At 39.8% G+C, this 17,746-nt stretch carries 12 protein-coding genes and 1 pseudogene; 4 read left to right on the forward strand and 9 right to left on the reverse strand.

Annotated features, from left to right (window positions below; genetic code table 11):
• Positions 1–479 (reverse strand): annotated as a pseudogene (locus tag DUT71_RS20400) (hypothetical protein); the annotation flags it as partial.
• Between the two features lie 116 nt (positions 480–595).
• Positions 596–1,456 carry a LytR/AlgR family response regulator transcription factor gene (locus tag DUT71_RS14995; RefSeq protein WP_113663366.1) on the reverse strand — a complete coding sequence of 287 codons (861 nt, stop codon included), beginning with the start codon at positions 1,454–1,456 and terminating at the stop codon, positions 596–598.
• A 146-nt stretch (positions 1,457–1,602) separates the two neighbouring features.
• Here DUT71_RS14995 and DUT71_RS15000 point away from each other — a divergent pair, with 146 nt between their 5' ends.
• Positions 1,603–1,998 carry a hypothetical protein gene (locus tag DUT71_RS15000; protein WP_113663367.1) on the forward strand — a complete coding sequence of 132 codons (396 nt, stop codon included), beginning with the start codon at positions 1,603–1,605 and terminating at the stop codon, positions 1,996–1,998.
• Positions 1,999–2,117: 119 nt separating this feature from the next.
• Here DUT71_RS15000 and DUT71_RS15005 read toward each other — a convergent pair whose 3' ends face one another.
• The 7 genes from DUT71_RS15005 to DUT71_RS15035 all read right to left on the reverse strand — a co-directional run bounded on the left by DUT71_RS15005 (position 2,118) and on the right by DUT71_RS15035 (position 14,271).
• Entirely contained in the window at positions 2,118–4,946 is a 2,829-nt protein-coding gene (locus DUT71_RS15005) for an FAD-binding and (Fe-S)-binding domain-containing protein (protein ID WP_113663368.1), read from the reverse strand.
• A gap of 106 nt (positions 4,947–5,052) precedes the next feature.
• Positions 5,053–6,195, reverse strand: coding sequence for an alpha-hydroxy acid oxidase (locus DUT71_RS15010; RefSeq protein ID WP_113663369.1), 1,143 nt, complete (start codon positions 6,193–6,195; stop codon positions 5,053–5,055).
• Positions 6,192–7,583 carry an FGGY-family carbohydrate kinase gene (locus tag DUT71_RS15015; protein ID WP_113663370.1) on the reverse strand — a complete coding sequence of 464 codons (1,392 nt, stop codon included), beginning with the start codon at positions 7,581–7,583 and terminating at the stop codon, positions 6,192–6,194. The genes DUT71_RS15010 and DUT71_RS15015 overlap by 4 nt, the downstream gene beginning before the upstream one ends.
• Before the next feature lie 3 nt (positions 7,584–7,586).
• Positions 7,587–8,870 carry a sugar isomerase gene (locus DUT71_RS15020; RefSeq protein WP_113663491.1) on the reverse strand — a complete coding sequence of 428 codons (1,284 nt, stop codon included), beginning with the start codon at positions 8,868–8,870 and terminating at the stop codon, positions 7,587–7,589.
• A gap of 110 nt (positions 8,871–8,980) precedes the next feature.
• Positions 8,981–11,101 carry a bifunctional aldolase/short-chain dehydrogenase gene (locus DUT71_RS15025; protein WP_113663371.1) on the reverse strand — a complete coding sequence of 707 codons (2,121 nt, stop codon included), beginning with the start codon at positions 11,099–11,101 and terminating at the stop codon, positions 8,981–8,983.
• Between the two features lie 130 nt (positions 11,102–11,231).
• Positions 11,232–12,416 carry a glycoside hydrolase family 130 protein gene (locus tag DUT71_RS15030; protein ID WP_113663372.1) on the reverse strand — a complete coding sequence of 395 codons (1,185 nt, stop codon included), beginning with the start codon at positions 12,414–12,416 and terminating at the stop codon, positions 11,232–11,234.
• A gap of 28 nt (positions 12,417–12,444) precedes the next feature.
• A complete protein-coding gene (locus DUT71_RS15035) occupies positions 12,445–14,271 on the reverse strand; it encodes a sodium:solute symporter family protein (RefSeq protein ID WP_113663373.1) in 1,827 nt (608 codons plus the stop codon).
• Positions 14,272–14,678: 407 nt separating this feature from the next.
• On the opposite strand from DUT71_RS15035, the gene DUT71_RS15040 reads away from it, so the two are divergent.
• The 3 genes from DUT71_RS15040 (at position 14,679) to DUT71_RS15050 (ending at position 17,726) form a co-directional block, all read left to right on the forward strand.
• Entirely contained in the window at positions 14,679–15,560 is an 882-nt protein-coding gene (locus tag DUT71_RS15040) for an AraC family transcriptional regulator (RefSeq protein ID WP_113663374.1), read from the forward strand.
• A 119-nt stretch (positions 15,561–15,679) separates the two neighbouring features.
• Positions 15,680–16,789, forward strand: coding sequence for a glycoside hydrolase family 5 protein (locus DUT71_RS15045; protein WP_113663375.1), 1,110 nt, complete (start codon positions 15,680–15,682; stop codon positions 16,787–16,789).
• Between the two features lie 178 nt (positions 16,790–16,967).
• The gene (locus DUT71_RS15050) at positions 16,968–17,726 is read left to right on the forward strand and encodes a GntR family transcriptional regulator (protein ID WP_113663376.1); all 759 of its coding nucleotides are present in this window, start codon (positions 16,968–16,970) and stop codon (positions 17,724–17,726) included.
• The last annotated feature ends 20 nt before the right edge of the window (positions 17,727–17,746 follow it).

Here is a 17,746-nt window from a genome sequence, read left to right on the forward strand (position 1 = left end):
GGGTGACCAGCTTGGAACGAAAGGCAGTGGTTACTTTCAACGAAATCTACATATATTACGGGCAACGCCATTACCCAATAGAGGATCAGCTCCAAGTCTTTGCCTAGAGGAAACATGATAACAAAAAACAATAGAAACGGAAGACCATAACAGACCGGAAGACCGAACCTCACATGAATGGCGAATTCCGTTATGCCGTGTGCCTTATAGAAATATAGCGGAAAACAACTCCCCAAAAGAAAACCGACACCATAGCGAAAAATATATTGCAGGGAAAGTGGAACAGGCAATTCCTCATTTGGGAATATAACAGATACCACATTATAGCTCATCAACACGCCCCATAGCAACACTTGCCAGATACGCCAAACCTGACCCGGACTGTACAAAAAGACCGCCAATTGGTAAAAGCAACCAGCAAATAGCAGGACAAGCATAACCAAATGGTCCAAGGATATAAAAAGAGAAGATAACTGCATAAATGGGATCAAGAGTTATTCCGCTACAATTCGACAAGCGCAATTTATTCTCTATTTCCACAGATCAGACTAGATAGATTGTCCAGTGGTCATATTAACAACGCCAACGGCACCAATCAAATGCTATTGCCAAAATTTGCCAAAGCCTCCCTAAAGGCATTCATCCTAGACCTGCTGACCACCAGCGAAACCTCCAATCCCACCCCTTCCACCAACAATACTATTCCCTGTGCCCTACCAAATTTTTCAAAGCCATACACCACAGAAAGGGAGATCAGTACAGAACGGTTGATCTGAAAGAAACCCTTTCCCTCCAACATCTCCAAAAGTGCGGGCATCGTCATCTCCACCACATATACCTTGCCCGTCTTTAGATGAACATGACCGATGTTCTCATGCCGCTCGAAACAGGCCACCTCATCGAGCGAGACCTGTAACAGCTTATTACCCAAGCGGGCATCTATACGTATTGGCGATGCCCCCTGTGACAAAACAATCCTATCCAAGTTCTCTTTCAAGTGTCTGTTCACCCGCAGTCCGTGGAAATAGTTCCTAGAAAAGAACCAGGCCGTATACCCAGAGTTCATGAACAGCACCATCCAAAGAATAATCAACAGCTCTGTGCGCATATAGCCACTGGCCGAAAAATCGTTATCAAAGGCCCAAAAATATAAACGGACAACCAATAAGTCCACCAGTATCACCAGCCCCACACACAACAGAAGCTGTAACACCAACCTGCGCTGCCAATACACCTGCCACGGCACCGCCACATCCAGCCGCTTGATACAAAAATGGATCCACCACATCAACAGATACGTAAAGGGCCAGCTGAAGGCCATCGCCACATAATAGTTCAACTGCCGGATAATCTCCAAAGTACCCTTATCCTGCGTTCCAGCCACCACATGGTGGGAAACCACTATAGCCAAAACAGCAAGCACCCACCTGGAGAAATATACAACCTCTCTAACCATCGAAAAACGTTAAAATCAAAAAAATATAAAAAATAAAGCCCAAGCCCCGCTCCCCAAGCCAAAACACCCAGTCCCCAATCAAAAATTGTCCTTTACAAAACCAATCCCTAACCTTGTCCCATTCAGCAATTATAATCAATACACATATGGAAAAATTCCCATTCACCGATCAGGGAGCGGCCGACCTGATCGCCACTCTTTACCAATTGTCCGACCAAGACCTACAACTAGAGGCCAACACCGCAGGATCAGACTTCCGCTTATGGATCAGCGAGCATTTCGAACTTGACCAAGACCAACTCGATTACCTCGATGGCGTAGACCCACAGTGGATTGGCCATGCCGCCGCAGATACCAAAGTTTTTCTAGAAAACAGAAAGCCCATCCTTTTGCACAAAATGTCCAAACCAGTACAAAAAAGTGAAAATGGCGACCGGGGCAAGCTGCTAGATTTGGACAAAAAACAGTCTGCAAACTACTCCGAACAAAATGGTTACTCGGAAAGCGAAGAGTTGCTTTTTTCTATTTCCTACAACCAGTAGTGAAACGGGATAGCCGCTTAGGTTATCCCTAGCTAACAAACTATCAGCACACCACCATTTTCATCACTTTTTCTAAAACGAAAACTGTTTTCAATCTACTCTATCAATAGCTAACTTTCCTAGAGTGTACATTCATCAGCTAACTTTAGTATAGACTGATAATTTTCGCCTATTGCTTCTGAAAGTGCCATTTCGCAGGTTTTAGAAGAGGAATAGTAACCTTCATACACTTTTGACGAACAGACTTCGTCCTTCTCCAAAAGCATTGCCGACTTCGTTAATTCGGGATAGATAAAGCCCCGGTCACCTGCCATTCCACAGCAGCCAGCGAACAAAGGCAGCATTACTTCGTCCGCAAAATGTTTCGCAATTGCCGTAAATCTTCTATCCAATCCATCCATTTTTTGTAATGAACATACAGGATGTAAAACGATACGGGATTTTTTCTTTGATATCCTGACTTTGGGCACGATATAATCATGTAAATAAGCTAAACTATCTATAATCTTTAGCGCATCAAACTTCTTCTTGTTTACTAATGATAATGCAGGGCGACAATTGGTCAGCGTTTGGGTACAGGAAGTAATGTCCAGCACTACAGGATATCTTCCCCCTTGTGTCGTTTCCCACAATTCACTGATGGTTTTATTGACGGTGTATGTGTAAGCGTCTTTAAACCCTTTTGACGAATAGATCTGCCCACAGCATTGTGTCTGTATACTCATTGGAATAATCACTGCGATATCTGCCTTTTTTGAAACATCCAAAAATAACTGCATCACTCCTTTTTCATCTCTGTCCACATCGCCCATTATCCTGGAAATACATGTCGGAAAGTACACAACCTTAGCCATTAGGCCTTGTTTTTCGTTTGTCTGTGGAATGGCCTTTGCCAACGCTAGCTGGCTTGACCATAACGGAAAGGATGGCACTATTTTCCTTATGCCCTTGGTAAAACGGAACATGGTTTTTCCCCCAATTATTTTATTGGCAAGTATACCAGAGGCCAATGCGAACCTTATGATTCCTGATACCGCCTTGAAATGTTTCGCTGTTTGCAATGCGATCTTATTTGCTATTACCGAGTGATTTTCCCTACGTAGACGTTTTACCAGATCGCCGGTATCTATATCTACCGGACATGCCGTTGCACAAAGTCCATCTACAGCGCAGGTATCAAGTCCATGATACTGGTACTCGTTTAACAATGTCTTATAATCCTTTCTATTATTTTGGCGCTTAAACTTCTGTAGTTCTCGTCTTATCACAATTCTTCTTCTAGGCGTTAGGGTAAGGTTTCTGCTGGGACATTTATGTTCACAAAAACCACACTCCATGCAACGGTCTACTTCTTCCTCTACTTTTGGGAGCTCTTTAAGGTTTGAAATATGAGCTTTTTTGTCTGAATTGATGATCACACCAGGATTTAAAAAATTTTCTGGGTCTATTAACTCTTTTAAAGATCTCATGATCTGATAAATCTCGCCGCCCCATTCAGTTTCTACAAATGGTGCCATATTGCGCCCTGTTCCGTGTTCAGCTTTTAGAGCCCCGTCATATTTCTTTACAACCAGTTCCACCACTTCATCTAAAAAATCGGCATATCTTTGCACTTCCTCTTTGGTGTCAAAAGATTGAGTAACGACGAAATGAATATTTCCATCTTTGGCATGGCCGAAGATAATCGCCTTTTGATAATCATATTTTCCAAACAGCCCCTGTAAATCTATTATTGCATCCCCTAATTTTTCTACGGGAAACGCTACGTCTTCCAGTATCACCGTTGTTCCGCTTGCTCTCACCGCCCCAACAGCAGGGAACATTCCTTTCCGTACTTTCCATAGTAATGCTTGCTCGTGGGGGATCGAAGTAAACGAAGCTTCGTTTAACAGTTCCAACTGGGCAACTATCGAAAGGAAGCTATCAATCTTTGTTTGTGTTTCTAAAGAATTTTCCCCCTGATACTCTATGAGCAATGCGGCCGCTGTTTCTGGAAGTGTTTTGATAATGGCCGGTATCCCCGAAATATCCTCGATAGACCGAAGCGATGCCCTATCCATTAATTCAACAGCAGCCGCACCTGATCTAGTCAATGGGACTATAGCTTTGCAGGCCGAACAAATATCTGTAAAATATAATAACGCCGTAGATTTTGTTGGATGATCTGGAATTGTTTCCATCACCGCTTCGGCTATAAATCCTAGCGTTCCCTCCGCCCCTATCAATAAATGGGCAAGAATATCTAATGGTTCCGTAAAATCTATAAAAGCATTTATCGAATACCCTACAGTATTTTTTGTACGATATTTGCTCCTTATCCTTTCGAATATTTCGGTCCTTTTTATGAGTTGAAATCTTAACGCTAATAATTGATGATAGAGGATAGAACATTCCTGCTTAAAACGCTCATAATCGATACCAATTTCGGTGCTATAGCTTTTACCATTAGGCAAGACGAAACGAATGTATTTTATGGTATGATAGGAATTATTACTCACCCCACAGCACATTCCACTGGCATTGTTTGACAAAATACCTCCCATCATCGCAGAATTTATACTAGCGGGATCGGGTCCTATTTTTCTGCCATATTTGTTCAAATGGGCATTGACTACGGATCCGATCGCTCCGGGCTGAACCCTTACAAATGCCCCATTGCCTTCTACCTGTATTTTATCCCAGTGCTGGCTAAGGTCAACAAGTATTCCATCTGTAATGGCCTGGCCGGACAGACTGGTACCGGCAGCCCGGAATACCAAGGGTATTTGATGTTCTCTAGAAAAATCAAATAACTTGATTATCTCTTCTTCCGATTTCGGCAATACCACTGCTTTAGGACGTAAGCAATAAAAGCCTGCATCTGATGCATAAGATACCAAATCTATTAGGTTGGTCTTTATCTGATCTTTTGGAAGTATTAAACTTAAAAACTTTGCAATATTTGCCATGACCTAGTTATTATTCGGCATTTTCGTGGTTTAGATTCCCCTCCTATTTCCAGGCTTTTCCTTACTGTCTCGTCCTAGAATTACTTGTCAGTAATAGTTTTCGTTTTCAAACTTTCCGATTTGTAAGACCAGAAACCTGTTGACAGCAAACTTGCTCCATTACCTGTTTTAATTGACTTTTTAGAATTGCCATGGCATGTTGCCCTCCTTGATTACCAAGTGCAGCAACACTATACATAAATGTCCTTCCTAAGAAAGTGAAATCTGCTCCAGCAGCCAATGCTCTACCAATGTCTGCTCCAGAACGAATCCCGCTGTCCATCATCATAGTTATCTTGTCCTTAAATGGCAATAAATCCGTTAACGATTTTATAGCCGATTCCGCCGCGTCTAATTGCCTCCCACCGTGGTTGGAAACAATAATACCATCTAGCCCTAAATCAATAGCAAGCTGTGCATCTTCAGCACTGGCAATTCCTTTAATAACTAATTTACCCTTCCATTGGTCTCTAATGGCAGCTATTCTCTCTCTATTTAATCTCCCAGAAAATGTTCTATCCATAAAAGCCCCTAGTTGTTTCATATCTAAGCCCTTTGGCATATAAGGTTTCATGGTAGCAAAAGAAGGTGTGCCGTGTATTAAAGTCTGCAAGGCCCAATGCGGTCGACCCATAATCTGAACAATATTGTTTAAAGTCATACGCGGTGGCATAGCCAATCCATTACGGATATCTCGTGGTCTGAAACCAAATGTTGGCACATCAGATAGAATAACTAAAACATCGCATTCTACTTCTTTTAGCCTTCGGATAATATCATCTCTCAGTTTTTCTTCTGCCGGATGGTAAAGCTGATACCAAAAATTGCCTTCGGTAATTTTTGCAATATCTTCAATAGCACTGGTGGTTACCGTACTGAGTATAAAGGGGACATTATGCTTATGTGCGGCCTTTGCCAAAATATTTGGTGAATTAGGCCAAATCAGGCCCTGCAATCCAACTGGAGCCACCCCAAATGGAGCAGAATAAGTCTTGCCAAACAAAGTTGTACTCATATCTACCCCGGTATACTCATTAAGATAAATAGGCTTTAGCTGAATATTACGCAACTCTGCGGTATTGCGATATAAATTCACATCTTCATTACAGCCGCCATCTAGATATTCGAAGGCAAAACGAGGAATCTTACTTTTGGCTCTGTTTCTTAGGTCATCTATACCGGGATAAGATTGGTTATAATCTAAATTCATGAATTTACTTTTATTTGAACTGGAGTGTATAGCTTAAGGTCTATGATATTATTTGGCAATGGCTGGGTATTCCAGCTTTTGTGTATGGCTAAAGCAGCACCCATAGCTGTAGCTTGAGGCATGTAAGCTGCATATACTTCCACCTCTGGAAAAGTGATGGCTAATAAATTCATAAATACCACGTTTCGGCTAAAACCGCCGTCGACAAAAATACGTTTAGCATTGGTGCCAACTACCACCAATTGGGTAGAGTGGTATTGTTGACTTACTAAATCCATCATTAGATGATGATAGGCAAGCCATACATTTTCATAAGCACTTAGGTTCCTGCTGGCGAATTGAAGCTCCTTCCAATTAATATTAACTTTATTCCCGTATTTTTCCAATAACAAAGCAACATAATCTGGACGAAAAACAGCATTCCTAAATGCTGTAATATCGGTTTTAAAATGCAAAGCAATACGCTTGATCTGTTGTTCATAATTATATCCCGAGAACAATCTTGATGCTTTCACAGGAATACCCTGATATTGCATGTAACAAAGAACATCATTAGACAGCTCATCCGTGGTGAGAGGTTGTTGATTAAATGGGTTCAAACTAATACACCAAGTTCCGGTAGAAAGCAGTACAAAAGGTTCTTTAAACGACACCAAGTAAGGTATTAAAGCCGAGGAACTATCGTGCAGCCCCACTCCAACGGCATGTTTGCTTCCCGTAAAAATAGCCGAAGTAACATGATCTGATGAAACTATTGGAGCCATTTTTTCCAATATTCCTTCTTCAGCTACCCAAGCATGATAATCTTGTTTATCAAAATTCCATAGATTGGTATGGCAACCTAAACTCGTTTTATCGGTATAGGCTACGCCACTAATCAGATAGCTAAGGTACTGAGGCAGGTGCAAGGCATATTGTACCTGTGCATAAATCTCTGGCTTTTCCATTTTGAGACGATAGAACTGCATCCCAGAGTTAAGGCTGCCCAACACTGGAGAGGCCGTAAGTGATGCGAATTCTATTTCTCCACCATATTTTTGATAAAATTCCTGTTTAAGTTTCTCTGGATAGGGTTTTAGGTAGTTATATAACGGCGCTAAGGGTTCACCCTCCTCATTAATATACACCAGACTGGCACCATAAGAAGCAAAATTGATTGCTTTCACATCAAACAAGGGATGACTGAATATCTCCTTAAGGGATTCAAAGACCGAAAGCCTTAAACTTTCGAGGTTTTCACAGGGTTCTCCATCTTCATCTACCGTTTCTATAAAGCGTGCTGAACGTTCAAAAACTACTCGGTAGTGCTCATCAAATAAAAACAGTTTTTTGTTGGTCTTACCTACATCGAAAACAGCCACTACAGGTATTTTCCTTTTGTTCGCCATGCGCTAAAGTCCTGTAGAGGTTGTATTCTTACCTCTTTTTCGAATCAATTGATTGCGATAATCCAAATCTCTATAAAGTGCCAATGGCGACAAAGCGGCATTCGCTCGCAATCTTGCCTCGGCAACTAAGGGTCTAAAGTCTGTTCTGAAAGTATGCTGAAGTATCTCCTGTGCCCGTACCACATCGTTCCGTTGCTGGGCACTATTTAAAGCTGGTCTATCCACCATTAGTGCCTGCGCATAAGCAAGCATTATTGCCTCTACCGATTGTAGTAAGTCTTCTAAAGGGTCTTTTACATTATGGGAGGCATCAATCATCCATCCCAAGTCTTTAGCGTGGTTCATTTCTCTTGCATCCATTCCTTCTACCAATTCATTAAAGATTAAGAAAAGCTGATAAGGCTTAATGCTGCCCGTGGTCAAATCATCATCTCCATATTTAGAGTCGTTAAAGTGGAAGCCTCCCAGTTTACCTTCCATTAGCAATAAGGAAACGATTTGCTCGATGTTTGCATTGGGCAAATGATGACCTAAATCAACCAAAGTATATGCCTGATTACCCAATTTACTGGCTAATAATAAGGATTGTCCCCAATCTCCAATAGTGGTGGAATAAAAGTTGGGTTCGAAGGCCTTATATTCTACAAACATTTTCCAGTCTGGCGGCAATTGTACATATATTTCTTCCAAGCTCTGTAAGGTGTTTTCAAAGGCTCTTCTAAAATTAAGCTGTCCTGGAAAACAAGAACCATCTGCCAGCCATACCGTCAACGCTTTTGACCCTAATTTATCGCCCTGCTTAATTACCTCTATGTTGTGGGCTATAGCTTGTTGCCTTACCGCTTTGTCTACATGTTGCAGCGAACCAAATTTATAGCTGTGGGCAGCATCTCGCTGATCTTGGAACGTATTTGAGTTCACGGCATCAAAGGCAAGACCAAACCGACCAGCGACCTCCTTTATCTTTGCCACATCCTGTGGAATGTCCCAAGGGATATGAAGTGATATTGCACCACTAGAAGCATTCAACTGGTGCAGCAATCCAACATCTTCAATTTTCTCTTCGATGTTTCTTGGCTCGCCGCCGATGATGGAAAATCTCCCAAAACGCGTTCCCCCCGTCCCAAGAGCCCAACTTGGAATAGCAATTTGAAAATCCACCAGTTTCTGTATTGCTCTTTCTAAATCATGCTGGGGAAAATCTTCCTTTAGATACGCTAGCTTTCGATTATGGGCAGATATTAACGAATCGTTATGTTGTGCAATATGTTTTTGTTCAATATTCATGTGGTTTTGATTGATTAAGGTAATATCCACGAAATTGTGTACTTGTTTGCTTTGAAGAAACCAACAAACCATGTAGATATGTTGGCAGGCTCACAGAATAATTCTTAGAATTATCTTACAAAAGCCATGGCCACACCACCATCTACATTTAGCATATTCCCAGTAGATTTGTTCATTAGCCCCCCAACAAATGCAAAACAAGCATTGGCTATATCTTCTGGCAATATGATTTGGTTAAGCAATGTACGCTTAGCGTAATATGCTGGCAGTTCCTCCACTGTAACCCCGTAGGCTTTCGCCCTCCCTTCTGCCCAGCCACCTGCCCAAATGTTGCTGTCGCTAATCACCGCATCTGGATTTACCGCGTTCACTCTGATACCATCGGCACCCAGTTCTGCAGCGTTCAACCTGCTCAAGTGTAACTGTGCAGCCTTTGCACTACCATAGCCAGCATTATTTGGACCACTTACCAAGGCATTCTTGCTCACCACATTAATTATGTCGCCACCTGTACCTTGCTTTTTCATCATATTAGATGCTGCCTGAGTAATAAAAAATTGTCCCTTTACCAATACATCATACAGTAAATCCCAATCTTTTTCGGTATGGTCTGCAATGGTTTTGGATATGGAAATACCAGCATTGTTAACCACGATATCAATACCGCCAAAAGCAAGTGCAGCCTTTGTAAAAGCCAGTTCAATATCAGCAGAGTGGGTTACATTCAATGTTACAGAAGCCACTGTATCTTTCCCGAACTGTGTTTCAAATTCACTTACTGTTCCTTCCAATCGGTCGGCATTCATATCGTTTAATACTACAACAGCACCTTCTGAGGCAAACTTCTTCGCAATTGCCTTCCCAATACCACCGGCGCTTCCGGTAACCAATGCGATTTTGCCTGTTAATGGTTTTGGCTTTGGCATACGTTGTAGTTTGGCTTCTTCCAACAACCAATACTCTATATTAAAAGCTTCTTGATGAGGTAGTGAAGTATATTCTGAAACTGCCTCCGCACCTTTCATCACATTAATGGCATTGATATAAAATTCTGCTGCTACCCTAGCCGTTTGCTTATCTTTGGCAAAAGTGAACATTCCAATTCCAGGGTATAGAATTACTACCGGATTGGTATCTCGAATAGTTGGACTGTCCGGATGCTTACATGTTTCATAGTAATTTGTATACATTTGCCTATAAGCTTCAAAGGAAGGAGTTAACGAGGCTCTGATGGAAGCTGCGTCAGACAAATCTGCATCCGAATCCAGTTCTAGCACCAAAGGACTGATTTTAGTACGCAAAAAATGGTCTGGACAGCTTGTACCCATTGGAGCCAAACGTGAAAGGTCATTTGAGTTGATAAATTCCAATACCCTAACATCATCAGTAAAATGACCAATCATCTGCTGTTTTGTAGAACATAGCCCTCTTAAGGTTGGAGCAATTGCCGCAGCTTGTTTTTTTCTAATTTCTTCTGATTGGCTTTCTATTTTCTGACCACCAAATATTGGACCTTTCCTGCCATAGTTTTGGTTTAGATATTCAGAACATTTTTCAATTACATCAAGAGTGCTTACATAGCTTTCGTAGGCCGTATCGCCCCAAGTAAAAAGTCCATGGGAACCCAACATGATACCTCGAATACCCGGATTTGCGTCTAGACAAGCCTTTAGTTGCAATCCTAGCTCAAAACCTGGTTTTTTCCATTCTACCCAACCCACAGTGCCCCCAAACAATTCTTCGGTAATTTTTTTTCCGTCCTTTGCTGCTGCAATGGCAATAGCCGCATCTGGGTGTAGATGGTCAATATGTTTAAACGGCAGGAAACCGTGCAATGGCGTATCGATAGAAGGGGCCTTTGAATCAAGATCATAGATGCAATGGTTGAACAGCGCCACCATTTCGTCTTCATGCTCCACTCCTCTGTATATATTTTTTAGGCTGCGCAGCCTATCCACGTACAACGCTGCCAGACCGCTTTTCTTAAGAGTGCCAAGGTCACCTCCGGAGCCTTTTACCCACATTACTTCCGTTTCCAGCCCAGTAAGTGGGTCAATTTGGTTAACCTTGCAGGAGGTATTTCCCCCACCGTAATTGGTCAGGCGCAAATCAGCACCTAATAGGTTTGAACGATAAATCAATAATGCCACCTCATCGCCAGCCATATTCGCTGCTTCTTCTTCATCCCATAAATAACTTACGTAATTGTAATTCGTTTCTTTAACAGCCATTGCAGTATATTTTAATATTCTTTATTTCATTAATTCCCTCGGCTAGAAGGAAAACTTCTGTCAATAAATGACATATCATAGCTAGATACCTTAAATATTAAGCACCTATAAAACTTAAGCAAGCCTATGTTTACTGTTGAATGTTAACATTAGCGTTATTCGACACTATTTTAGAAATTGTTTTTACTGATTCAGCAGATCGTAAACCATCTTCAGGCGTATTGGTTACATAATCTAATAACCTTTCTATAGAGCTTGTGGCTACGTGCATTCTGGTATCTGATGATGCATAATAGATGTAGACGTTGTTTTGTTCGTCCACTATCCAGCCGTTGCTGAACAATACATTAGAAACATCCCCTATGCGCTCTTCACCTTCTGGTGCCATAAAGTATCCAGCAGGTTTATAAATCACTTTTTTAATGTCGTGTAAATCTGTCATAAACATATATAGCACATAACGCAAACCAGCCGCGGTATTGCGCACACCATGAGCCAAATGTAGCCAGCCTTTCTCCGTTTTTATTGGTGCTGGGCCTAACCCATTTTTTCCTTCGTAAACGGTATGATAAACCTTTTTATCTATTACCTTTTCTACGGATATTACTGGATTCTCTATATCATCACACACACCAAATCCTATTCCCCCTCCCTTGCCAGCTTCGATAAAACTATCTTGCGGACGGGTATAAAATGCATATTTTCCATCTACAAATTCTGGATGCAATACAACATTACGCTGTTGAGGAGATGGTGTTTTCAAATCTGGCAGTCTATCCCAGTGTTTAAGGTCTTTTGTTCTTACTATGCCACATTGTGCAACTGCGGCAGACTGGTCACCTTCTGGAGCTGATTTATCTCTTCTTTCGGTACAAAACAGACCGTAAATCCAGCCGTCTTCGTGCCTAACCAACCGCATATCATATACGTTGGTATCGGGTTCATCTGTTTCGGGGATAATTATTGGGTATTCCCAAAATTTAAAATTATCAATACCGTTGTAACTCTCGGCCACTGCAAAAAACGATTTGCGGTCGTGGCCCTCTACTCTTACTACCAAAACAAAGTTACCATTGAACAAGATGGCTCCGGCATTAAAGGTAGCGTTGATACCAAACCTCTCCATTAAGAAAGGATTAGTTTCGGCATTTAAATCATAGCGCCAACTTAAAGGGGTATGAGCTGCTGTAAGAATAGGATTTTGATAGCGTTCAAATACACCATTACCCAATTTCTCTACCTGATTTTGTGCTGTTATTCTTTCAAAATAAGATTGCCTTAATTCATTCAGCCGCTTATCAAAATACAAATTCATAATATTATCTAATTGTGTCTTTATCTTACTAATCTTCTAATTTATTCCACCATGTTCTTTTTAAGATGATAATGATTACTGCTAATATGAGCAGCACTATAAGTAATGGAAGTTTCATCCACATCACCAGATACATAGGTACCAACGTTAAACAGCACTGCGCTATAATACCCAGCGATACATTGAACATATCTAGCTTGAAGCGTTTGTTTGGCTTAAAAAACGGATTTTCTTTGATTACCAAATCATGCACTGGTTTCCAAAAACCCCATGGTTTTACATTTGAATAAAAAGCTTTTAATATTTCTACATCTGTTGCTGGAGCGGCATAGGTACCCACAATAGAGCCTATTAAAGAGATTACAAATAATAAAGGCCATACGTACAATGGTAAAATACCATCGAATATAAAGGGAAATATTAATGCTGCAGCGATTCCCGAGGCCATTCCCCAGAAAAAGCCATTAGCGTTAAAGCGCCACCAGTACCACTTTAACATGTTAGAAGCAATGTAGCCACCGTATAGTGCGCCAACTATCCATTGCAGAATGCTGTTTACATCTTTAGCGAAAAAGCCAAGCACAACACCTACAATAACGACCAGTACACCTACAATGTAGTTCATACTGATAATTTTCTTAGTCGAAGCCTTAGGGTTTACATATTTTAGGTATACATCATTAACAATGTATGCCTGTGCAGCATTTAAAGTACCCGAAAAGGTTCCCATAAAGGCACCTAATAACCCCGTAAGAACCAGACCTAAAATCCCAACAGGCAAAAAGTTATTGATAGCCGCAGGCAATATACGTTCAAAATCGGTTCCTTGAGGTGTGCTGATGCCCATTTCATTAAAGTATAACAAGGCCAATACAGTTAAGCCAATAATCATAGAATATCTAACCGGTAGCAGAACAAGTGATACAAAGCCCGTCATTTTAGATGCCTCTTTGGGCGACTTTGTAGACAATACCTTCTGCATATCGTAACTTGGCGAAGGCCCAGCCAAGCTCGCAAAAAAACCTTTGAAGAGCATCATCATAAAGAATATGCCAAACAATCCAAATCCGTCATCTTCTATTTTCTTGTTGGCTGACGGGAGGATATTAGACCAGTCCAAGTCCAGTTTCCACCCAAAAAATGGATCGAACCAACCCTTCGGTACATTAAGGGTTTTGTCTTGCAGATGTAAATAAGCAATTACGGCAATAGCTATACAACCTATCGTCATAATCATATATTTGATAAAATCACCTACCACAATACTATGCATACCCCCCAATATGGAGTAGAACATGGCAAAAAGGGTAAATATGATACCATAAAAATGTGCAACATATTGCGGTGGAATATCAAAAGGGATGTAACCACTGACCAAATCCCATGGCACAAAAACCTCTATAAACTTACCTAATCCAATAAAACCATAAGCTAAGAAACCCAGACAGCTGATAATGGCAAATGCTACTACGATATTATGTGAAGCTTTAACTCCCGTTCCTGTAAGCCCGAAACGGGTAGCCAACCACTCTGCTCCGGTATTGGCATTAGAACGACGTAGCCACTTGGAAAGAAACATCATATTGAATACTTGGTTAAAAACTGGCCATAACCAAGGTATCCAAATACTCTTCATTCCATAAACAAAACAAAGTGATATCATCCACATCGTTCCACTGATATCAAACATATCACTGGCATCACTTAAACCCAACATATACCAGGGCAGTTTCTTACCCCCCATCAAGTAACTTTCTTTATTTTGCCTGGCTTTATTTTTGTAGTACCATCCTATCAATACCATCATTACTAGGTAAGAGATAACGATCGCAATATCTATTAGTTGTAGTTTCAATTGTGTAGGTTTTTATCCGGTTAAACAATAATTATACGGCATATAGCAACTAGAAGCGGCTTTACATGTGTAATTTCAATGGGGTAAATTTCATTAATAAAATGGGCATAAGACAAATACTTTTTTACCCAAATAACATATAATTCCTATCTCTCTTGCTGAAAAGCTTATTAAGATCTATTTCTACCGATGATTTAGAGGATCTGCACTCATTTGGCTTTAGAGATGTCACGATAGTATCAATTATGATAAAAAAAACCATATAACTTAGTGCGTTAAGTTAATAAATTAGCTTACCTTTAACCAAACGTTAAAGTCCATTTATTTATAAAAGAGCAGTTTCATTCTGTTTTTCTTTAATGCTTTACACTGTCTAGAAAACTACTAATATCATATACAATTATTCTATGGCATCGATTAATAATATTATTAAAGAAATTACCCCACTTACTCCAAACGATTGTTTTACAATTTTTTCGAGGGTAAAGAAAGAATTTAATTTTCCGATACATTTCCATGAGGAATACGAGTTGAACCTAATTTTGAATGCTAAGGGAGCGAAAAGAATTGTTGGTGACAATATTGATGTCATTGGCGATTTAGAACTTGTTTTGATCGGACCCAATCTTCCTCATGTATGGCTTACGCACGAATGTAATTCCGAAATAACTGAGATTACGATGCAGTGGCATAAAGACCTCTTCGAGGAAAAGTTCTTGAAAAGGAATCAGATGACTCTTATCAAAAATATGCTGGAAAAAAGTTTACGTGGAATTTCCTTCAGTCCGGAAATGATAAATACTATACAGCCTAGGCTCATTGCACTGAAAGACTCTAACGGTTTTAACTCTGTTTTGGAACTATTGAGTATTCTTCATGAACTTTCAATGTCTAAAAGTATGGTTCTTCTATCTAACTCTAGCTTTATGAATGCTGCCAACCTTAAACATAACAGTAGAAGACTGGAAAAAGCATTCGAATTCATGAATAATAACTATGATAAAGAAATATCACTAAAAGATTTAGCCAAGCTGACCAATATGACCGAAGAATCGTTCAGTAGGTTTATAAAGAAACGTACGGGTAACACATTCATTAATTCTTTAAATGAAATCAGACTTGGCCATGCTTCTAGAATGTTAATTGATACGACCCATACCATTACAGAAATATCTTATTTATGTGGTTTCAATAATATATCAAATTTCAACCGATTGTTTAAAAAGAAAAAACACTGCACACCAAAAGAACTCCGGGAAAACTATTCTGGACATAGAATATTCATATAAGCCAGCTCGTATTTGCAGGAAAATATATCAGAGCTAAATCAATATCATATATGGATAAAAATAAGCTACTATTTAAATATTGCTAAGCTTATTTTTCGGGCTAAAAAAAATGTATTGATATGAAAAATTATAATTTAATCTCCTTGCTACTCTTCATTGTATTTTGGACTGTTGGTTTGACGTTAAAAGCGCAGCCTGGCTTAGCCAGCAACGAAACAAAAAAAGAATGGTGGTATATTAACAGAATTACACCTTTTATTAAACAATATCCCAACATCAACAAACTTTCTCTTATAAAGGTTAAAGGAAATACTTTTATAGACGAAACCGGAAAAGTTGTTGTATTTAAAGGGCTTTCTATTTCGGACCCAGACAAATTAGTTAAGGATGGCTATTGGAACAGAAAACATTTTGAAGTGATTAAAAGTTGGGGCACCAATGTTATCCGTATCCCAGTGCATCCCATTGCGTTTCATCAACGAGGCGTTGAGGCGTATATCAAACTCTTAGATGAAGCTGTAAAATGGTGTTCTGAACTGGGCATGTATGTGATTATAGATTGGCATTCTATTGGAAATCTACATACAGAACTTTTGGCGCACGACATGCACAATACCACGAAAAGGGAAACATTCAATTTCTGGAGAACTATTGCTGCCCATTATAAAGATGTGCCAACAGTAGCTTTTTATGAACTCTTTAATGAACCTACCACATACAATGGGCAATATGGCAGAGTTACTTGGGACGAATGGAAGAACCTGATGGAGCAGTTGATAGATGTAGTCTACTCCCTTAACGATAAGGCCATACCGTTGGTTGCTGGCTTTAACTGGGCCTATGATCTTACTCCTGTAAAATTCAAACCAATCGAAAGACCCGGAATAGCCTATGTAACCCATCCCTATCCAGGAAAAAGAAAATATCCTTGGGTTGACGAGTGGGAAAAAGATTTTGGTTACGTTGCAGATAACTATCCTGTTTTTGCCACAGAAATTGGCTATATGAAAGATAATGACGAAGACAAAAATCTGAACGATAATGGCAAATACGGTCCTGCTATTATGAATTATTTTAACAAGAAGGGTATCTCATTTACTGTATGGGTTTTCGATCCGGTATGGGTACCACAAATGATTAAAAACTGGAATTACGAGCCCACGGATCAAGGTGCATTTTTTAGGGATGTGATGCAGGGTAAGTTCAAATTTAACAATAGTAAAAAATAATTTTTTGATTGTATTAATATAAGGTTGCTGTGCGCTTTAGATTATCTTATGTATAATATGATATTTAAAGGCAGCAACCTTTAAATAATAAGCCATAAAAACCATCTGAGGATAAAAAACTTAGTATTTTTACAGTATATTTATCCTAACTAAAACCAATTCTTCATTACTTCAACGAATGAAACCTAAGTTTATAACTATAAGCGATTCTATTATTGAAAAGATAAAATCGGGGGAATTAATTCCCGGAGACAAAATCCCTTCTGAAAATGAACTGATTAAAAACTATAAAATTAGTAATACCACAGCGAGGAAAACATTGTTAGAGATAGAATCGAAAGGTTGGGTAAGGAGAATAAAAGGCAAAGGTACTTTTGTACTAAATAGAACAGCGACACACCAGCTGGTACGCACTTTAGGATCCATTGATTCGACGCGTAAAGGGTTTAACGAAAGCTTAAAGGCCGAAGGCCTTACGCCAAAAAATATTATTTTAGAGAAAACTATCTTGAATGAGGGCGTTTCTGCCGCTATTGTGGGAAGGCACGTAATTATTGAAGGGCCTGTTCTAAAAGTACACCAGCTTCGCTACGCCGATGATGAATTAATGAAAGATGAAACAAGATATATCTCGTTAACTCTATGTCCAAAAATAGACGCCTTATCCACAGAAATATCTTATTTTAAAGCTTATGAGCAACAATATAATCTCAAAATAAACGACATAAGGCAAACGCTCAGCGCAGATATATTAGAAGCCAATAGCAATAAGAACCATTTTGGCACAACCAGCAACATCGCTATTTTTGTTCTTGACAGTGCTGTTTTTGCCGATGATGGAAAGGTGATAGAAATTGAGCACTCTTACTATCGGGGTGATAAGTATAAATTCGCCATTAGTGCACACCCTGAATATGGGCACAAAAGTGACGATTAGGCTACTAAATTGTGTTCATA

This window comes from Pedobacter nanyangensis (genome assembly GCF_003313505.1).
Lineage (GTDB): Bacteria > Bacteroidota > Bacteroidia > Sphingobacteriales > Sphingobacteriaceae > Pedobacter > Pedobacter nanyangensis.

Bases quoted from the DNA above. Each gene is read 5' to 3' on its own strand.
- DUT71_RS15030 (WP_113663372.1), bottom strand. From the start codon at position 12,416: ATGAATTTGTATTTTGATAAGCGGCTGAATGAATTAAGGCAATCTTAT.
- DUT71_RS15025 (WP_113663371.1), bottom strand. From the start codon at position 11,101: ATGGCTGTTAAAGAAACGAATTACAATTACGTAAGTTATTTATGGGAT.
- DUT71_RS14995 (WP_113663366.1), bottom strand. From the start codon at position 1,456: ATGGTTAGAGAGGTTGTATATTTCTCCAGGTGGGTGCTTGCTGTTTTG.
- DUT71_RS15050 (WP_113663376.1), top strand. From the start codon at position 16,968: ATGAAACCTAAGTTTATAACTATAAGCGATTCTATTATTGAAAAGATA.
- DUT71_RS15005 (WP_113663368.1), bottom strand. From the start codon at position 4,946: ATGGCAAATATTGCAAAGTTTTTAAGTTTAATACTTCCAAAAGATCAG.
- DUT71_RS15010 (WP_113663369.1), bottom strand. From the start codon at position 6,195: ATGAATTTAGATTATAACCAATCTTATCCCGGTATAGATGACCTAAGA.
- DUT71_RS15040 (WP_113663374.1), top strand. From the start codon at position 14,679: ATGGCATCGATTAATAATATTATTAAAGAAATTACCCCACTTACTCCA.
- DUT71_RS15020 (WP_113663491.1), bottom strand. From the start codon at position 8,870: ATGAATATTGAACAAAAACATATTGCACAACATAACGATTCGTTAATA.
- DUT71_RS15045 (WP_113663375.1), top strand. From the start codon at position 15,680: ATGAAAAATTATAATTTAATCTCCTTGCTACTCTTCATTGTATTTTGG.
- DUT71_RS15000 (WP_113663367.1), top strand. From the start codon at position 1,603: ATGGAAAAATTCCCATTCACCGATCAGGGAGCGGCCGACCTGATCGCC.
- DUT71_RS15015 (WP_113663370.1), bottom strand. From the start codon at position 7,583: ATGGCGAACAAAAGGAAAATACCTGTAGTGGCTGTTTTCGATGTAGGT.